This is a genomic window from Gardnerella sp. DNF01198P, from assembly GCF_049244165.1.
GTDB classification, from domain to species: domain Bacteria; phylum Actinomycetota; class Actinomycetes; order Actinomycetales; family Bifidobacteriaceae; genus Bifidobacterium; species Bifidobacterium swidsinskii.
Map to the genome: position 1 here is coordinate 90,377 of NZ_CP058382.1, position 16,480 is coordinate 106,856.

Below are 16,480 nucleotides of genomic sequence, written 5' to 3' on the forward strand. Positions count from 1 at the left end.
TTAACTAAGATATATCGGGGAAATAGTTAGGTCGCAGTAGGTTAGGAAACATGGCACTTGCACTGTATCGTAGATATCGTCCTGACACGTTTGATGGTGTTATTGGGCAGGATCAGGTTACCATACCTTTGTCTAGAGCATTAGACCAAGGAAAAATAACGCATGCATATTTATTTTCTGGGCCGCGTGGATGCGGTAAAACAAGTTCTGCGCGAATTTTAGCTCGCTGCATTAATTGCGAAAAAGGACCAACTTCGCACCCATGTGGAGAGTGCCAAAGCTGTAAAGATTTAGCTACTGGCGGTGCCGGTTCTATCGACGTTGTAGAGATTGATGCTGCAAGCCATAACGGTGTCGATGATGCTAGAGAGTTGCGTGAGCGTGCTGGCTTCGCTCCTGCTCGTGACCGTTATAAGATTTTCATTCTCGATGAAGCTCATATGGTTACGCAGCAAGGTTTTAATGCTTTGCTTAAGATTGTAGAAGAGCCGCCTGAACATGTAATGTTTATTTTTGCTACCACTGAGCCGGATAAAGTTATTGGCACTATTCGCTCGCGTACACACCATTATCCTTTCAGACTTGTGCCTCCAGAGGTAATGTCTCCATATCTTGAAGATATTTGCAAAAAGGAAGGTATTCTGCCACAGCCGGGAGTTCTTCGTCTTGTTATGCGCGCTGGTGCAGGATCAATGCGAGATACGTTATCTGTGCTCGATCAGCTTATGGTGGGTGCTGTTGATGGTTCAATTTCTTTGGATTCTGCGGTTGCTTTATTAGGTTTTACGCCTAATTCATTGATTAGCGAATTCATTGACAATCTTATTAATCATGATGGTGCTTCGATATACGATGTAGTTCGTCGCGTTATTGTTGGAGGCTACGATACTCGTAAGTTTGTAGAAGATTTATTAGGTAGAGTTCGTGATTTGTTGCTTATGGTATCTGCAGGTCCTAAAGCGGCTTCAAGCTTACTTAATGATGTTTCTCCAGAAGATTTGGAAATATTGAATAAGCAATCTGCAAGCATGACATTGCATGATTTAGCACGTATGGCTCAAACAATTAATGATGCTTTAAGTGCAATGGCTAGTGCAATTTCTCCTCGAATGAATTTGGAAATTTTAGTTGCTCGTTTGCTTGCAGACAGTGAAACTTCAAATACTGTTGCAACTAATTTGCGCATCAATAACGTGCAGCAACAAAATATTTCCACTTCTAAGCAGAATATCCAAAATAAAGTATCTTCTGGTGCTCATTTCGTAGGTTCTACACGCAATAAGAAATATGTTTCTGCAGATAGTGAGAATAATAGTACTTCAAATTCTTCACTACCTTCTGAAACTACAGCATCTCCTATTGCTAAAGCAGAAACGCAATCTGCTACAAACACAAAAGAAACGGAATCTAAAAAAGCGTTTTTGAACGATGCGCATAATGCTAATTCAAAGAATGATTCCATGGATACTGATGCAATGTGGGATAAAGTAGTTTCAAAATTGCCTGATGACGTACGTGAGTATGTAACTCGTGAGTATGTTCCTACAGTGCAACTTACTTCAGCACAATCAGGTCGACAGCGTCTTATTTTGACTTTTAATGAGCCTATGAGTCAACATGCGTTTGCGCTCGCAGTATGCACCACTTCTCCATATGATGGACAAAAAGTGCCAAAAGTAGTAATGAATGAAGTGCATGAGATATTTGGCACGCAAGTAATGATTGCTCCTGCACCAGTTGCTGCTAATGGTGAACAAGTAGAATCTGTTGCTCGAATGGATCCGCAGAAGCTTGCAAAAGTTAAGCGCGATATTTTATTACGCAAAACTGGCCTATCTGCTGGTTTTAGTAATAAAACTGATTCTGATAGCAGCGGAATAAATAAAAATCCTACTAAAAAAGAATCTTCGGGTTTTAGTGGCGCTGATGGCTCCGCAGCATCAGTAGCTTCTGAAAATACTGCGGATGAGTTAAGTGATGTTGCGAATGCGGATGATGATGTTTGGGCAGACATGTCGTCTATGCCTATGTCGGATGTGATTGCAATGCCAGAAAACTCTTCTTCTGAAGAGTCTTCTTCCAAAGGCTCTTCTATTGAAGATGAGCATATGAATCATGATGACGAGATTACAATACAGAAGAGTTCGCATTCTCATAACCAAGATGAAGCTATTTCTGGTGTCTTGGATCAAGCTAAACTACAGTCTCAAGTTCAGAATGCAACTAATACTTCAGAATTGTCTGCTGAATCAATTCAGACTACTGTTTCTCCTACGAATGGAGCTACTGCTGACGAATGTTCAATGGATGATGCTTCATTAGAATCAGCAACATCTGTAAGCACTGATGAGCTTAAACAAATTTTTGAAGTTAAATCTGTTGAAGAATTTGCTTCCACTGATCCTAAAAATCCTAAAAATGCGATTATGAGCGTTAAGAAAAAGCAAGAGGAGTAGTTTACAGTGCATAATTCATCGTCATATGATGGAGCAATTGGTCGCTTAATTGAAGCATTTTCAAAGCTTCCAGGGATTGGACCTAAAGGCGCTCAGCGTATTGCGTTTTACTTACTTTCTTCCTCGGATAAAGATGTTCAAGAGCTAATAGACGCAATTAATAACATGAAAGAAAGTGTGCGTTTTTGTGATGTATGCGGAAACGTATGTGAGCAGAGTCCTTGCATAGTATGCGCAGATCCTCGGCGTGATCATAGCAAAATTTGCGTAGTTGAAGAACCTAAAGACATTATGAGTATTGAGCGAACTCATGAGTATTCAGGTGTTTATCATGTTCTTGGTGGTGCAATTAACCCAATGGCAAATGTTGGGCCGGGGGACTTAGCAATTACGCAATTACTTGAACGTCTTAAAGATGCAAAAGTTCAAGAAATTATTCTCGCGCTTGATCCTGATATAGAAGGTGAAGCGACTGTTACGTATTTGGCTCGGTTGCTCAATCCTCTAGGAATTAAAGTTACTCGTTTGGCAAGTGGATTGCCTGTTGGTGGAGATTTAGAGTATGCGGATGAGATCACTTTAGGTCGTGCATTTTCTGGTCGTCAATCTGTGTAATTTTGAATATTGTTTTTATGAGCACAAATCATTATTAGTAAATAGGGCATAGTTGGTAGTCTGATATTGAAGCCATTATTTGGCATATCCTGTGCGTTTATCAATATTGACATGAGCAAGGGGTAAAAATTGTCGCTTATCGTACAGAAATACGGTGGTTCTTCTGTAGCGGATACGGATTCCATACAACGTGTTGCCAAACGCATTCTTTCTACAAAAGCAGCAGGCAATGATGTTGCTGTTGTAGTTTCAGCGATGGGAGATACGACTGACGATTTAATTGATCAAGCAATGAGTGTAAACACTCATCCTCCTGCTCGCGAAATGGATATGCTTATGACAGCAGGCGAACGAATTTCTATGAGTTTGCTTGCAATGGCTATTCATGCTCAAGGATCTCATGCTTATTCTTTTACTGGTTCTCAAGCTGGATTTATGACAGATACTCAGTTTGGAGCTGCGCATATTCGTGCGGTTAAGCCTGATCGTGTCAGAAGAGCTCTTAGCAAAGGCAGTGTTGCAATTGTTGCCGGGTTCCAAGGAATTAACGAAGTTGGAGATGACACGACTCTCGGTAGAGGCGGTTCGGATACTTCCGCTGTAGCGCTTGCGGTTGCTTTAGGTGCTGATGTATGTGAGATTTACACGGATGTAGATGGAGTATTTACTGCGGACCCACGTATTGTGCCAACTGCAAAACGTATTCCTGTAATTGATTATGATTCAATGCTTGAAATGTCATCTTGCGGCTCGCGCGTGCTTGCGTTGCGTTGTGTTGAGTACGCTCAGCGTTTTGGTATGCCTCTTCATGTTAGAAGTTCATTCTCACATAGGAACGGAACGCTTATAGTTCCAAATAATATTAATCCGAACGATTTGCCTAATCTGAGTTAGGAAATACAAAACTAAATATTAATAGATAATGTCAAATAATCTTCGAGCTTAAAGGCGGTAACAATGGTAAACCACGATATTCTTTCGACTATGGGCGATTTATTTCCTGATTTAGGTCCGGAAACTCCTGTTATCTCTGGCGTTGCTCATGATCGCAGTGAGGCAATGATTACGGTTCGCGGTATTCCAGATATTCCTGGTATGGCTGCGAAAGTATTTACAACTCTTGCAAAAGCAAATGTAAATATTGACATGATTGCGCAAGCAAGTGCTTCTACTGGTACAGCAGATATTTCTATTACTGCTCCAGGAGCATCAATGGAAGCAGTCCGTAAAGTTCTAGAAGAAGCGCATGATGAATTGAAATTTACTTCTATGGATGTCGTTCCAGTAGTAGGAAAAGTAGCTGTTGTTGGCGTTGGTATGAAAACACATTCAGGCCTAGCTGCTACCTTCTTCACTGCGCTAAGTGAACATGGTATAAATACTTTGATGATTTCTACTTCGGAAATTCGTATTGCTGCCATGGTTCCTGTTGAACAAATTGATGAAGCTGTTCGCGCTTTGCATACTGCTTACGGTTTGGACGCAAGTCAGGTTGAAGCAGTAGTGTACGGCGGAAGCGGGCGTTGAAGCAATTTAAATTATTGAATTAATAAATTAACTAAATTATTTAAATTGTAGAATTGTAAAAACTGTAGAAATTATACGTGCTTACTTTTAAGGGAGTCTCGATGACAATTATCAACGAAAAAGGCGTGAACGTGGCAGTACTTGGCGCAACTGGCCAAGTTGGTATGGTAATGCGTCGAGTGCTTGACGAGCGCGATTTTCCAATAAAAGATTTACGTTTTATGGCTTCCGCTCATTCTGCTGGTACAGTTTTGCAATATCGTGGCAAAGACGTAGTCGTAGAAGATGTAGAAAAAGCAGATTTGCACGGGATTGACATAGCTATTTTTTCTGCAGGCGGCGGAACTTCAAAAATTTGGGCTCCGAAATTCGCTGAAGCTGGCGCAATTGTAGTAGATAATTCTTCGCAATGGCGTATGCATAACGATGTGCCTTTGGTAGTTGCGGAAGTAAACCCTGAAGATTTAGATACTATTCCAAGAGGAATAGTAGCAAATCCAAATTGCACAACTATGGCTTGCATGCCTGTATTAAAGCCGCTTGCTGATGCTTTTGGATTAAAACGTTTAATAGTTTCGTCTTATCAAGCTGTTTCTGGCGCTGGTCGAGCCGGTGCTTTGCAACTCATGAATGAGGCTCAAGCTGCATTAAACCAAGGAGCAGATAAACTCGTTTTCGACGGTAGTGCAATAGATTTCCCTGAACCTACAAAAGTTGCTCGTACTATTGCTTTTAATGTAGTGCCTTTTATCGGTTCAATAGTTGATGACGGATCTGAAGAAACTGACGAAGAACAAAAATTGCGCAATGAAAGCCGTAAGATTTTGCATTTGCCAAATCTTGCAGCCTCATGCACTTGTGTGCGCGTAGGTGTTTTCACTGGTCACGGCATGAGCGTAAACGCTGAGTTTGAGCACGATGTAACTCCAGACATGGCTCGCGAAGTATTGAGCAAGGCTGCGGGAGTCGAGCTTAACGATATTCCTACTCCTCAGCTAGCAGCCGGAAAATCTGCAAGTTATGTTGGTAGAATTAGGCAAGACCAAGCGGTCGATGGAAATAAGGGATTGGCACTTTTTATCACTAACGATAATTTGCGAAAAGGTGCTGCATTAAATGCTGTGCAATTGGCGGAAATTATTGCTAAAAAGCGTAATTTCCTAAACTAATTATGGTTATATTGCGCTCGCGATTATGTAAGATTTTGCGTAAACTGGAATTATGTCAATAGCATCTGAAGAAATACAGCAGCAACTCGATCGTATAGTGGCACTTGGGTATCCAGATGTGGCTGATATGAGTGCCAATGCTTTTCGTAAGTTGGCAAATCCTATATTATGTGCGCTTGAAAATAGTAGTTTAGGTGCGAATATTTTATTGATTCCTACGCGTGAATTAGTTTCGCCTGAATCGTTGATTTCTCGTACGAGTATTAATCGCATGGCTGGATTCACTACTATGCCTCCGCGAGATATCATAAGTTTTCTTCCTAAAGACGGGTATGAGTTTCCTGAAGGTCCGTTCTATATAGTTGTCGATCCGCATACTGGCTCATCGTATTTGAATCGAGAGCCTGATGTTGCTCGTAAACTTATTGATTCTGATGAGCGTTTGCCTCTTACGCTGGAAGAAGGGCTTGCTATTGCAACACAGCATCCAGATTGGCTTGAAAGCAAGAATGGATTTAATTTGCTTGGTTCGCAAAGCGCAGATGGGCGTGTGCCAAGTATATGGATGAGTCAATGTGCTCCGCGTTTAGGTGCTGTCTGGCCAAATTCTCGTCATACTTGGCTTGGTAATGCGTATTGCATGGAAAGATGTGGAGTGTCATCGCTGAAGTAAGTTAGCGAATTTTGTGCTCATTTAGTAAAATGGTACAAAATATAACGGTAGATAATACAAATAAATAGAAGTTGAATTTTTATAGTTTCTCATATTGTGAAGGTGCGTTGTGGCATATATAACTTTTGATCATGTAGTGAAAGAATACCCATCAGGTTCTGGTGCTGTGCGAGCTTTAGATGATGCCAGTTTTACTGCACAGAGCGGTGAGCTTACAGTAATTTTAGGTGCATCTGGCGCGGGAAAAACTACAGCATTAAATATTTTGGGCGGTATGGATACTGCAACAAGCGGTCGTGTTGTTGTTGGCGATTGCGATGTTACTAAGCTAAAAGGTCGTAATTTGGTTCGCTACCGCAGAGAAGACATTGGTTTTGTTTTTCAATTTTATAATTTAGTTCCAAATTTAACTGCTCTTGAAAATGTAGAGTTAGCTTCGCAAATTTGTGCAGATCATTTTGACCCTGCTCAAACGCTTATTGATGTTGGCTTGAAAGAAAGGCTACATAATTTCCCAGCGCAACTTTCTGGTGGTGAGCAGCAACGCGTATCTATTGCGCGCGCTCTTGCTAAAAAACCTAAATTATTGTTATGTGACGAGCCTACTGGTGCCTTGGATTATGAAACAGGTAAGGCAGTATTGCAATTATTGCAAGATATTTGCCGAACTGAAGGCATGACAGTGCTGATTATTACTCATAATGCTGCCATTGCTCCGATGGCTCACAAAGTTGTTCGTTTCCGTTCTGGAAAAGTTGTAGACGAAACTGTGCAAGAACATCCTATGGCTATAGCCGATATTGAGTGGTGATTAGGTGGTTGTTATGCGGAAAGTAGCAGCAGTTTCAAAGCAATCTGATAATAAAAACGCCGATAATGGCAGTGAAGGTAAGCGCACGCACTCATTGCTGCCAATAGTATTTATTAGCGCAATTAGAATGTGGGTTCGCGAATGGCGTCGCTTCTGTGTTCTTGCGGTTATTGCAATGCTTGGTGTTGCTGTTATGACTGGTATTTATGCAGGCTGCAACGACATGTTTCTCGCTACTAACGATATGTATGCGAAATTGCATGCTTATGATTTGCAAATCGTATCTACTCTTGGTTTAACTAAAGACGATGTTGCAGCGTTACGCGCGTTGCCAAGTGTGAGTGAAGTTGAAGCAGAGCGTTCTTGGAAAGCAACAGCGCACGCAACAGATGATGCAAAGTCTTCATACGCAATGAATTTCGTGCATTATGTAGAATCGCAAAAAAATCTTAATCGTTTGCATTTGCTTAAGGGCAATATGCCTAAAAATAATAGTGAAGCTGTTGTAACTCAGCGATTTTTACACGATAGTGGCTTGAGCATTGGCAATGTGATAATAGTCAACATGCAGCAAAATGTGGGCGTTGGAAGTCTTGATTCTTCTAATTCAAAGTCTAAAACTTATCGTTTGCGCATAACTGGTAGCGTGCTAGATAGCAACGATTTAAACAATCCTGATGGCTATCAATCTAAAGCATTTCGTAACTCTGTGACGTCTAGATACCCAATATTTACTTCTGCTGCTCCTGATAACGTGACTAGCTTGCCGTATACAGCAATATCGGTGCGTTTGAATGATGCTCAACGTGTCAATGTTTTTTCTAAAGATTATCGTGGCATCGTCGACGATGCGTCTGAACAGATTCAAGAACGCGTGCAATCTAAACGCGAAACAGCTCGACGTAATCAAATTATCGACAAACAAGTTAATTTAAAATTAAAAAATATTATTGCAAACGATCCCAGACTTCAGCGTGCTCCAAATTTTGTTAAAGAGCAAGCAAAAAAGCAAATTCGTAAACAAATTAAGTCAGAGATTCAAAAACGTGTTCCTCAAGCTCAATGGCATATATCTACTCGCATAGCTAACGATAGTTATGCGAGTTTGCGTTCTGACGTTGCTTCAATACAGTCACTTGGATACGCTTTCCCAGCAGTATTTCTTGTTGTAGCAATGATGATGAGTTTAACTGCTATGGCTCGTATGGTTGAAGAAGAGCGAGGGCTTATTGGCACATACTTAAGTTTGGGATACGGTCGTTCTACTGCAGTAACAAGACATGCTTTCTTCGCAATATTTGCGTGCTTTGTTGGCGGCGGAATTGGCGATATTATGGGTTTTCTTGCAATTCCTTCACTTTTACTAAAAATCTTGCGTGGTTTATACGCCGTTCCAGACGTTAGGTTGAAGTATGACTGGCTATATGGTTCTTTGTGTGTGCTAGCATTTGTGATTCCTGTTGCAATATGCACAATCGTTGTTAGTTGGCGAGAAACAAAGCAAGTTCCTGCAGCTTTGTTAAGACCAAAAGCTCCAAAAGCTGGTTCTCACGTTCTTCTTGAAAGGTTGCCTTGGATTTGGAAGCGAATGAGTTTCTTGAATAAGGTTACTGTCCGCAATTTGGCGCGATTTAAAGGCAGATTGTGCATGACTATTGGTGGAGTTGCCGGTTGTACTGCGCTTATTGTTTGCGGTCTTGCTTTGAACGATACTGTTGCGACCTTGGGTATTCGCCAATACGAGGGAATTTATCGATACGATATGATTTCTATCTCGGCTCCAGGATCTTTCCAAAATATGAAGAAAAGCGTTGAGCAAGACAAGTCAAATAATAAAGTAGAAACTATACTTCCGGCTTATGTGGGCTCTGGAGAAATAGCTAAAAATCAATCAAATAAGTCGAATAGTCGTCATGTTGAGGATGCAGAAAGTGTGCAGTTGGTTGTTGTAAAAGACACAAAAGCTTTGTCTTATCTTGTAAATTTGCAGGATGTGAACAATAATTTGCAAACTATTAAACTTACGGATGAAGGTCCGTTGCTTTCTCAAAGTGCTGCTGCATCTCTGGACATTACTCGTGGTAGCGAAATTAATGTGACGAATACTAGTTTTAAACGTGCGAAGGTTAAAGTTAAAGCTGTTGTTCGTAATCTTATCGGTTCTAATATTTACATGACTGAACATTGCTACGAACGCTTATTTAATGGAGAAAACAGTAAGCTTTTGAAACATAATGCGTTAATTTTGCGTTTGCGAGGTAGCGATAATAATAAAATTAAATATGCCGACAAGGTTTCTGAACGTGACGGTGTGCTTGCTGTTATGAATATTACGCGTATGAAGCATGCTTTTAGTTTTGATCTTATGAATGCTGTTGTTGCTTTAATCGTAACTTTGGCTGCTGGCTTAGCTTTAGCTGTGCTTTTTACTCTTGCAAGTACTAATATTTCGGAGCGTACTCGCGAAATGGCTACGCTGAAAGTTCTTGGTTTTTATCGTAGAGAAGTTCATTCCTATGTGCATAAAGAAATGCTTACCTTAACGGTTATCGGCATTGCAGTTGGATTGCCATTAGGAAGGCTTATTGCAGGATTGTTGACTAGCGCGCTTCGTATGCCGTCTTTGTATTTTGAAGTTGAAGTAGCTCCTTTAAGCTATTGCATTGCTGGCGTTGCAACACTAATTTTTGCGTTAATTGTGCAATGGGCTACCAACCCAGCTTTGGATCGCATAGATCCAGTAAGCTCACTTAAAAGTGTGGAATAGTTGCGCGAATTGTGGAATGCGTAATGAATAGTTAAGGGTTCCTATAAAATTAGAAATTCGTGGCTATTAAGGAACGGAGTTGTAATAATGAGTGAGACTGTGAATAGTGACATTAATGTAGGTTCTAAACAAACAGAATCTACAGAGACGCACAATAGCACATCTTCTCATAATCAATCTTCAAACCAATCTTCTCGCGTATCTGCGCAAGAAAATGCAAGTAGCAATACAAATCAAATGGAGCGTAGTCTTACCAAGCGTCACGTGCAATTTATTGCTATTGGTGGCACTATTGGCACAGGCTTATTCCTTGGTTCCGGAAAATCTATTAGCTTAACAGGTCCGAGTATTGTATTCGTTTACATTATTGTGGGCTTGATTATGTTCCTGCTGATGCGTGGCATTGGCGAACTTATGTATAAGGATCCGAACCAGCATACTTTTATTAGTTTTATTACGCGTTATCTTGGCAGAGGTTGGGGTAATTTTGCTGGATGGTCGTATTGGTTTGTGCTTGTACTTATTGGTATGAGCGAAATTACGGCAGTTAGTACGTATTGTGTCACATTCTTCCAAACTTTCGATATTGACGTAAGTCATTGGAAATGGCTGATAGAAGTAGTATTTTTAGCGGCTTTAGTGTGCATAAATTTGGTAGCTGTAAAGCTATTTGGGGAAACTGAGTTTTGGTTCTCAATGATTAAAATTACGCTAATTGTTGCTCTTATTGTCACAGCCGTAGTTATGGCTTTAATTGGTTACCATTACTCTGCAACTCCTTTGCATGGTGGTGTAATGAGTCCTGCTGGTCACGCTGGATTAGATAATATTTTCAACAATTTCTCGCTTATGCCAAATGGCTGGCTTTCCTTCTTAATGAGCTTCCAAATGGTGTTTTACGCGTACCAGCTTATTGAGTTTGTTGGTGTGACTGTTTCGGAAACTAAGAATCCTCGCCAGGTTTTGCCAAAGGCTGTTAACGAGATTATTGTACGCGTTCTGGTTTTCTATGTTGGTGCTCTCATAGCGATTATGCTTATTGTGCCGTGGCAACAGTTTAGGGCTACGAATGCGGAAGGCGTATTTATGTCACCATTCATTATGGTGTTCCAATACGCGGGATTGCATTGGGCTTCTGCGCTTGTGTTCTTTGTGGTTATTACAGCTGCTTCTTCTGCGCTTAATTCTTTGCTGTATTCTGCTGGTCGCCACATGTATCAAATCGCGCTTGAGTCACCTTCGCCTCTTTTGGGTAAGTTGCGTAAGGTTTCACGCACGAAGGTTCCTGCTCGCGCGATTTTGTTCTCGTCTGCTTTGATTCTTCTTTCACCAATTATTAATTCGATCCCTGGTATTCATGGTGCGTTTATTTTGTTTGCTTCGGCTTCTTCGGCAGTGATAATCATGATTTATATTTTGATTATGGTTACGCATCGTAAATACCGTGAATCTGCTGATTTTATGCCAGACGGCTTCGTTATGCCGCATTATAAGCTTTTGAATTCTCTTACTATAGCGTTCTTTGCTTTTGTGTATGTGACTTTGTTTATTAGCGACGATACGCGAGCTTCTGCAATTGGCGGACTAGTGTGGCTCGTATTGTTCGGCGGATACTGCGCCTTACATCAACATTGGCAGAATCGCGATTTAGCTGAAGCTTTGGGGAAGTAAGGTACTTCTTTACTTGATTTCTGTTATGCTTGCTGTGTGCGAATTATTGTTGCAGATTGCAGTGCAGAGTATACAGGTAGGTTAAATGCCACGCTTCCTTTAGCTAAGCGAGTGTTGCTTATTAAAGCAGATGGCAGCGTACTTATTTTTTCTGAGCTTGGTGCATATAAACCTCTTAATTGGATGGTAGCTCCTTGTAGTATGCGTGTTTTACGTAAAGAAGATAGCGGCGAATCCGATGCTGGCGTTGTTGTAGATGGCTGTATTTTGCGTGTTGCTGCCGCTAAAAGCGATGATTTGCTTATGGTTTCGCTCGAGCATGTTTATAGCGATAATACTTACGATTTGGGTGAGGATCCTGGCTTAATTAAAGATGGTGTTGAGGATCATTTGCAACGTTACTTGGCTGAGCAGATTGAACGAATCGGCGATGGTGCAACGTTGGTGCGCCGTGAGTATCCTACGGCTATCGGCCCAGTGGATATTATGGCTCAGGACGCGGATGGTGTACATGTCGCTATTGAGATTAAGCGGCATGGCGGTATCGACGGCGTTGAGCAACTTACGCGTTATTGTGAGTTGCTGAATAGAGATCCGTTACTTAAGCCGGTTAGAGGTATTTTTGCTGCGCAAACTATTAGTCCGCAAGCTCGCGTTTTGGCTGAGGATCGTGGATTTACTTGCTTAATATTGGATTACGATGAAATGCGTGGAGTCGAGTCCAACGATCTTCGTCTGTTCTAAATATGTGTTCTAAATATGTAAAAACCCCTCGGGAAGGAGGGGTTTATTATTTATGAATCGCTAGTTAATTTTGCAACAGTTTGCAAAATTACAAATCTCACGAAGCATAGAGAATATCGACTACAAAGTACAGCGTGGCATTTGCAGGAATAGTTACGTTTCCGCGCGCGTCCTTCTTTTCTTCTTTACCATAGCCATCTTCTGGTGGGATTACCAAAAGAACTTGGGAGCCAACTTTCTTTCCAGTTAAGCCTTTAGTCCAACCAGGGATTACTCCTCCAGCAAGTTGGAAGTCTGCAGGTATGCCACGAAGCCAAGAAGAATCAAATTGATGCAATTTGCCGTCTTTATCAGTAGTCCAGCCAGTGTAATGAGCAGAAACTGTGTCTTTTGCAGTTACTTTTTTGCCGGTTCCTTCAATCAAAGTCTGAGAAACAAGCTTTCCGTCTGGAACGTAGTTATTTTTATCTAAGGTTGGTGCTCCAGATTTATCAAGAGTTACCTTCGGCAAATTTGCGGGAATATTCGTAACAGCCTTGCCCGTTGCTCTAGTTATAGCCTTTGATCGCGAAACCATTGTAAGAACCATAACATATGAAGGATTTTTATATCCTTCACTTACGCCAAAAGCAATAGTTGTATTAATTTTCTTGCCTTTAATCAAAGCGTAATATGGGCGGCTTGTAGAATTTTTATTAATGTAAATCGAGCAATCAACTTTGCCTTTTTCCCAAGTATTCATAAGCTCTTTGCCGGTTTTGGAGTCGAACACAATGCCCTGAGAGCATACGCGATCGCCTTCTTTAATTGTTTCTCCGTTGCCTCGTTGCAAAACAGCATAAGTATTTTGCTTTACTTTTACAGGCGTTTTCAGTGTTATTTTAGGCTTTTTCCCAAGTGCTCCAGATGCGCTTACGCCTTCCAGCAACTGCATTCCAGCTTTTTGAGCGTTCTCATCAGTTAAATTGTTTTTGTTGTTGGAACTTTCTCCGCATGAAGCGAGTACTACACACATTGCCACTGCACTAATAGTTGCAAAAGTGCGAAGCAAAAAGGATTTTTGTTCTAATGTTTTGATTTTTTTCATAGCCTCACATTACCGCTTGACACTGATTTTTACATCAAAACATGCAAGTAATATTAAAAGACTGTAGAATGGTATCGTTATGACAAATATAGAAGATGCTTCTGATATAGAAGGACGACCAATGCGACGACCAATGCGACGGCTCACTTTGCGCAGTAAAATCATGCGCGGCGTTGTAGCTCCATTTTTTGCTTTGCTTGCAGTATTAAGCGTTGTTCTTGGAGTTGCTAACGCAACATTTTGGAAGCCTAGCAACGTTGTTATTGCGTACGCTAACGTATCTGGAACTCGTTATATTGTCACTGATCCTGGTGTTTTGAATCTTGTAGATAACAGGGTTCGTATTAGTGTTGCTGCTTTGCATACGCGTAAGCCTATTTGTGTTGCTGTAGGTTTAACGAAAGACGTAAGAGGCTGGGTGGCAGGTTCTCCAGTACAAAGAATTACTGGTTTGCGTGATTGGAATAATCTTTCAGTTTCTGAAGTGTCTGGTAAAACCTCTGTGCAAGCGGGTGACTCTGTGGACATTAAGGATCCTGACGTAAAATTCCAAGAATCTAATTTATGGCCTATAGTTACATGCCAGCTTGGTTTAGCGAAATTGGCAATAAATACTGCAGATTATGTTCAATCTTCTGGTTCTGCGTCGTATGATCATGCTGTTGCAAGCGGCACAATGCCTAAATCGGGCACTCGCGCTAGTAAGTCAAATAGTCATGATGCGTCTTCTTCTTCACTGCGCTCGCAGGCTGCTAGACGTGTTTTGCTAATTGATTTGGGGGATAATGTGCCGGAAGCTTCCGTAGAATTGCGGTGGCGTCGTAATCAAATTCCAGATTTTGCAACGCCTTTATATTTTGTAGGAGTGCTTTTTGCGGTATTAGCTATACTTTCTGCAACTATTTTTGCAATGGCTCCGCATCGTCGTCGTAATAAGCAATTAATAGCTAGCCGTTCAGGAGTGTTGGCAGTAAAGTCTGCACAGCGTGACGAAGTCACCTTTGCTGAGGCGATTTCTGGAACCATGTCTGGTATTTTTGGTCACAAACGACACAAGAAGGATTCTGGAAGCCACGCAAGGCATGGAGATCATGCGCGTCGTCGCAAAGATTCAATGCAAAGCGGCGACTCAAATGGTATGCAAACTCGAATTGCGTCTGCTTCTACAGCGGTTGCATCTACTGATTCTTTGGCTGAAACTACTGTTATTGCGCAAGATGAAATGCTTGCGTTTGCCACGCGCTTTATGCAGCAACATGACGATAATTCTTATTTAGATGATTTAGACAATGCTGATGATGAATTTAATGATTTGCACAATCAGGATGCTGCGGCAAACGGAGAAGATTTAGCAAATGCGGAAGATATAGGAAATGCGAAATATTCTGGAAATTCAGCAGAATCAGCAAATTCAGAAAATAAGCAATATAAGCGGAATTCTCAGAATATTAAGACTCCGCGAAATAAGAAAAAATCTTACGCAAGCGCGTCGGATGGCAATAGTCTGAACGATTATAAGAATAAGCGTCAGCAGCAAAATAAGTATGCACAGCAGAATAACAAGAGGCGTAATCGTCAGAACGATAGAAATAATGCTAATAATTCTGAAAAGTTTGCAAAGAAACGTTTAGAAACGGTCAAGCCTTCAGATAGTAATAGCAAGATTTCACATGAATCTAGTAAGAAAAAGCTTAATGAGCACGAAAACTATCGCAACTCAGAATCAAACAAACGTCAAAATTCGTCTAAAAATAGCAACGATAAGCAATCTCGCATAAAACGAAATGGGTTTAGAGGAGACGGCGGTAACGGTCGCTACAGAAAAAATGGGAAAGGCTACCGCGGTAATTCTTCAAGTGAGCGAGGAAATGAGTAAAATGCGTAATAGTAATGTCGATATTCACCGAGTAAAAAGTAAAAATAGAGGCGTATTGCGCAACAACGTAGTCACATTAATAGCATGTGTTGTATCAACGGTTATGGTAACCGGATTATCTGCTTGCGATGGGCAGGTGCCGAAACCTGCTGAAGCGCGTAGTAATCAAGAGTTACCTAATGTGACTATGCTGCAAGAAAAAGATATCCGCTTGGGGTTGCTTCGCACTCTAGAAAAGGCAAACGACGAAAAAGATGTGGATTCATTATCTCAAGCAGTTTCTGGACCTGCTCTCGATATTCGTACGAGCGAGCTTACGATTGCAAACAAAACTGGAAACTTAGATTCTAAGGCCACTATTCCGCGTGAAGCCGCGCAAACTATTGTGCCAACTAATTCTGGTTGGCCAAGAGATTTAATGACTATTACAACTACTACTAAAGATCAGCAGTCAAAACGTTTGCTGGTTTTACGTCAACAGAGAGCGCGTTCGAATTATAAACTTTGGGCTGTTGCGCGCTTATTCCCTGGAGTGCATCTTCCTAAATTTGCTGTGCCAAGTATTGGTTCTTCAATGGGTAAATCTAACGATACTGGTTTGGTGATGACTCCAGATGAAGCGGTAGCTGCGTACGCTGACGTTTTACAAAATGGTGAAAACAGCAAGTACGCAAAGCATTTTGCTGACGATTATTTGCGTAAAAAGTTAGTTGAACTTTCTAAAGCAGTGCAAGCTGGAATGGAGCGAAATAAAGGCTCTCAAGAACAAGTCTTTACACCAAATCTCAAACAAATAAGCATTATGCGTTCAAGCGATGGAAGTGATTTGGTTGTTGCGCGCATAGATTCTGTGTGGACTCGTAAAGCTGGTGAAGGGCGTGAATCTCGTCCTGCTTCTGATGAAGAAAAAGCATTATTTGGCGACGGTAAAGCAAAAGGTACTATGCGAGTAACTTACGTAAATGTTATTGCTCTAGTAGTTCCTCCAGCTAGTTCTCATATGAAGATTATTCCTGTTGGTGCTGAGCGTCAGCCTATTAAGGTAGAAGCTTTATAAATTTTGTAAGTGCAATGTAGTGTGCTT

The 16,480-nt window shown here is 41.1% G+C and carries 13 protein-coding genes; 12 read left to right on the forward strand and 1 reads right to left on the reverse strand.

Translation table 11 applies throughout. The annotated features are described in order from the left end of the window. Nucleotides 1-50 precede the first annotated feature (50 nt). The 10 genes from HXT44_RS00405 to nucS all read left to right on the forward strand — a co-directional run bounded on the left by HXT44_RS00405 (nt 51) and on the right by nucS (nt 12,433). Nucleotides 51-2,456, forward strand: a complete 2,406-nt coding sequence (locus HXT44_RS00405) for a DNA polymerase III subunit gamma and tau (protein ID WP_421782925.1) — start codon at nt 51-53, stop codon at nt 2,454-2,456. A 6-nt stretch (nt 2,457-2,462) separates the two neighbouring features. After that, nucleotides 2,463-3,071, forward strand: coding sequence for a recombination mediator RecR (gene recR, locus HXT44_RS00410; RefSeq protein WP_421782927.1), 609 nt, complete (start codon nt 2,463-2,465; stop codon nt 3,069-3,071). A 129-nt stretch (nt 3,072-3,200) separates the two neighbouring features. Then, nucleotides 3,201-3,965, forward strand: coding sequence for an aspartate kinase (locus HXT44_RS00415; RefSeq protein WP_004109991.1), 765 nt, complete (start codon nt 3,201-3,203; stop codon nt 3,963-3,965). Between the two features lie 63 nt (nt 3,966-4,028). Continuing rightward, nucleotides 4,029-4,598, forward strand: a complete 570-nt coding sequence (locus tag HXT44_RS00420; protein ID WP_004105778.1) for an ACT domain-containing protein — start codon at nt 4,029-4,031, stop codon at nt 4,596-4,598. 101 nt (nt 4,599-4,699) lie between these two features. Next, nucleotides 4,700-5,767, forward strand: a complete 1,068-nt coding sequence (locus tag HXT44_RS00425; RefSeq protein WP_116431975.1) for an aspartate-semialdehyde dehydrogenase — start codon at nt 4,700-4,702, stop codon at nt 5,765-5,767. A gap of 52 nt (nt 5,768-5,819) precedes the next feature. Then, a complete protein-coding gene (locus HXT44_RS00430) occupies nt 5,820-6,440 on the forward strand; it encodes a DUF5701 family protein (RefSeq protein ID WP_004109989.1) in 621 nt (206 codons plus the stop codon). 109 nt (nt 6,441-6,549) lie between these two features. Then, on the forward strand, nt 6,550-7,251 hold the full coding sequence (locus tag HXT44_RS00435) for an ABC transporter ATP-binding protein (protein WP_004105770.1): 702 nt from the start codon (nt 6,550-6,552) through the stop codon (nt 7,249-7,251). A gap of 13 nt (nt 7,252-7,264) precedes the next feature. Continuing rightward, nucleotides 7,265-10,018 carry an ABC transporter permease gene (locus HXT44_RS00440; RefSeq protein ID WP_102155523.1) on the forward strand — a complete coding sequence of 918 codons (2,754 nt, stop codon included), beginning with the start codon at nt 7,265-7,267 and terminating at the stop codon, nt 10,016-10,018. Nucleotides 10,019-10,255: 237 nt separating this feature from the next. Continuing rightward, a complete protein-coding gene (locus HXT44_RS00445; protein WP_100066729.1) occupies nt 10,256-11,689 on the forward strand; it encodes an amino acid permease in 1,434 nt (477 codons plus the stop codon). Between the two features lie 36 nt (nt 11,690-11,725). After that, complete coding sequence (gene nucS, locus HXT44_RS00450; protein WP_064621458.1) at nt 11,726-12,433, forward strand: endonuclease NucS; 708 nt, start codon at nt 11,726-11,728, stop codon at nt 12,431-12,433. 97 nt (nt 12,434-12,530) lie between these two features. Here nucS and HXT44_RS00455 read toward each other — a convergent pair whose 3' ends face one another. Continuing rightward, nucleotides 12,531-13,520: an FKBP-type peptidyl-prolyl cis-trans isomerase gene (locus tag HXT44_RS00455; protein WP_012913749.1), complete on the reverse strand. Its 990-nt coding sequence runs from the start codon at nt 13,518-13,520 to the stop codon at nt 12,531-12,533. Nucleotides 13,521-13,599: 79 nt separating this feature from the next. Here HXT44_RS00455 and HXT44_RS00460 point away from each other — a divergent pair, with 79 nt between their 5' ends. Both HXT44_RS00460 and HXT44_RS00465 read left to right on the forward strand, forming a co-directional pair. Then, nucleotides 13,600-15,396, forward strand: a complete 1,797-nt coding sequence (locus HXT44_RS00460) for a hypothetical protein (protein ID WP_064621457.1) — start codon at nt 13,600-13,602, stop codon at nt 15,394-15,396. Further along, the gene (locus HXT44_RS00465; protein WP_421782930.1) at nt 15,389-16,453 is read left to right on the forward strand and encodes a hypothetical protein; all 1,065 of its coding nucleotides are present in this window, start codon (nt 15,389-15,391) and stop codon (nt 16,451-16,453) included. Before HXT44_RS00460 ends, HXT44_RS00465 begins: the two co-directional genes overlap by 8 nt. The last annotated feature ends 27 nt before the right edge of the window (nt 16,454-16,480 follow it).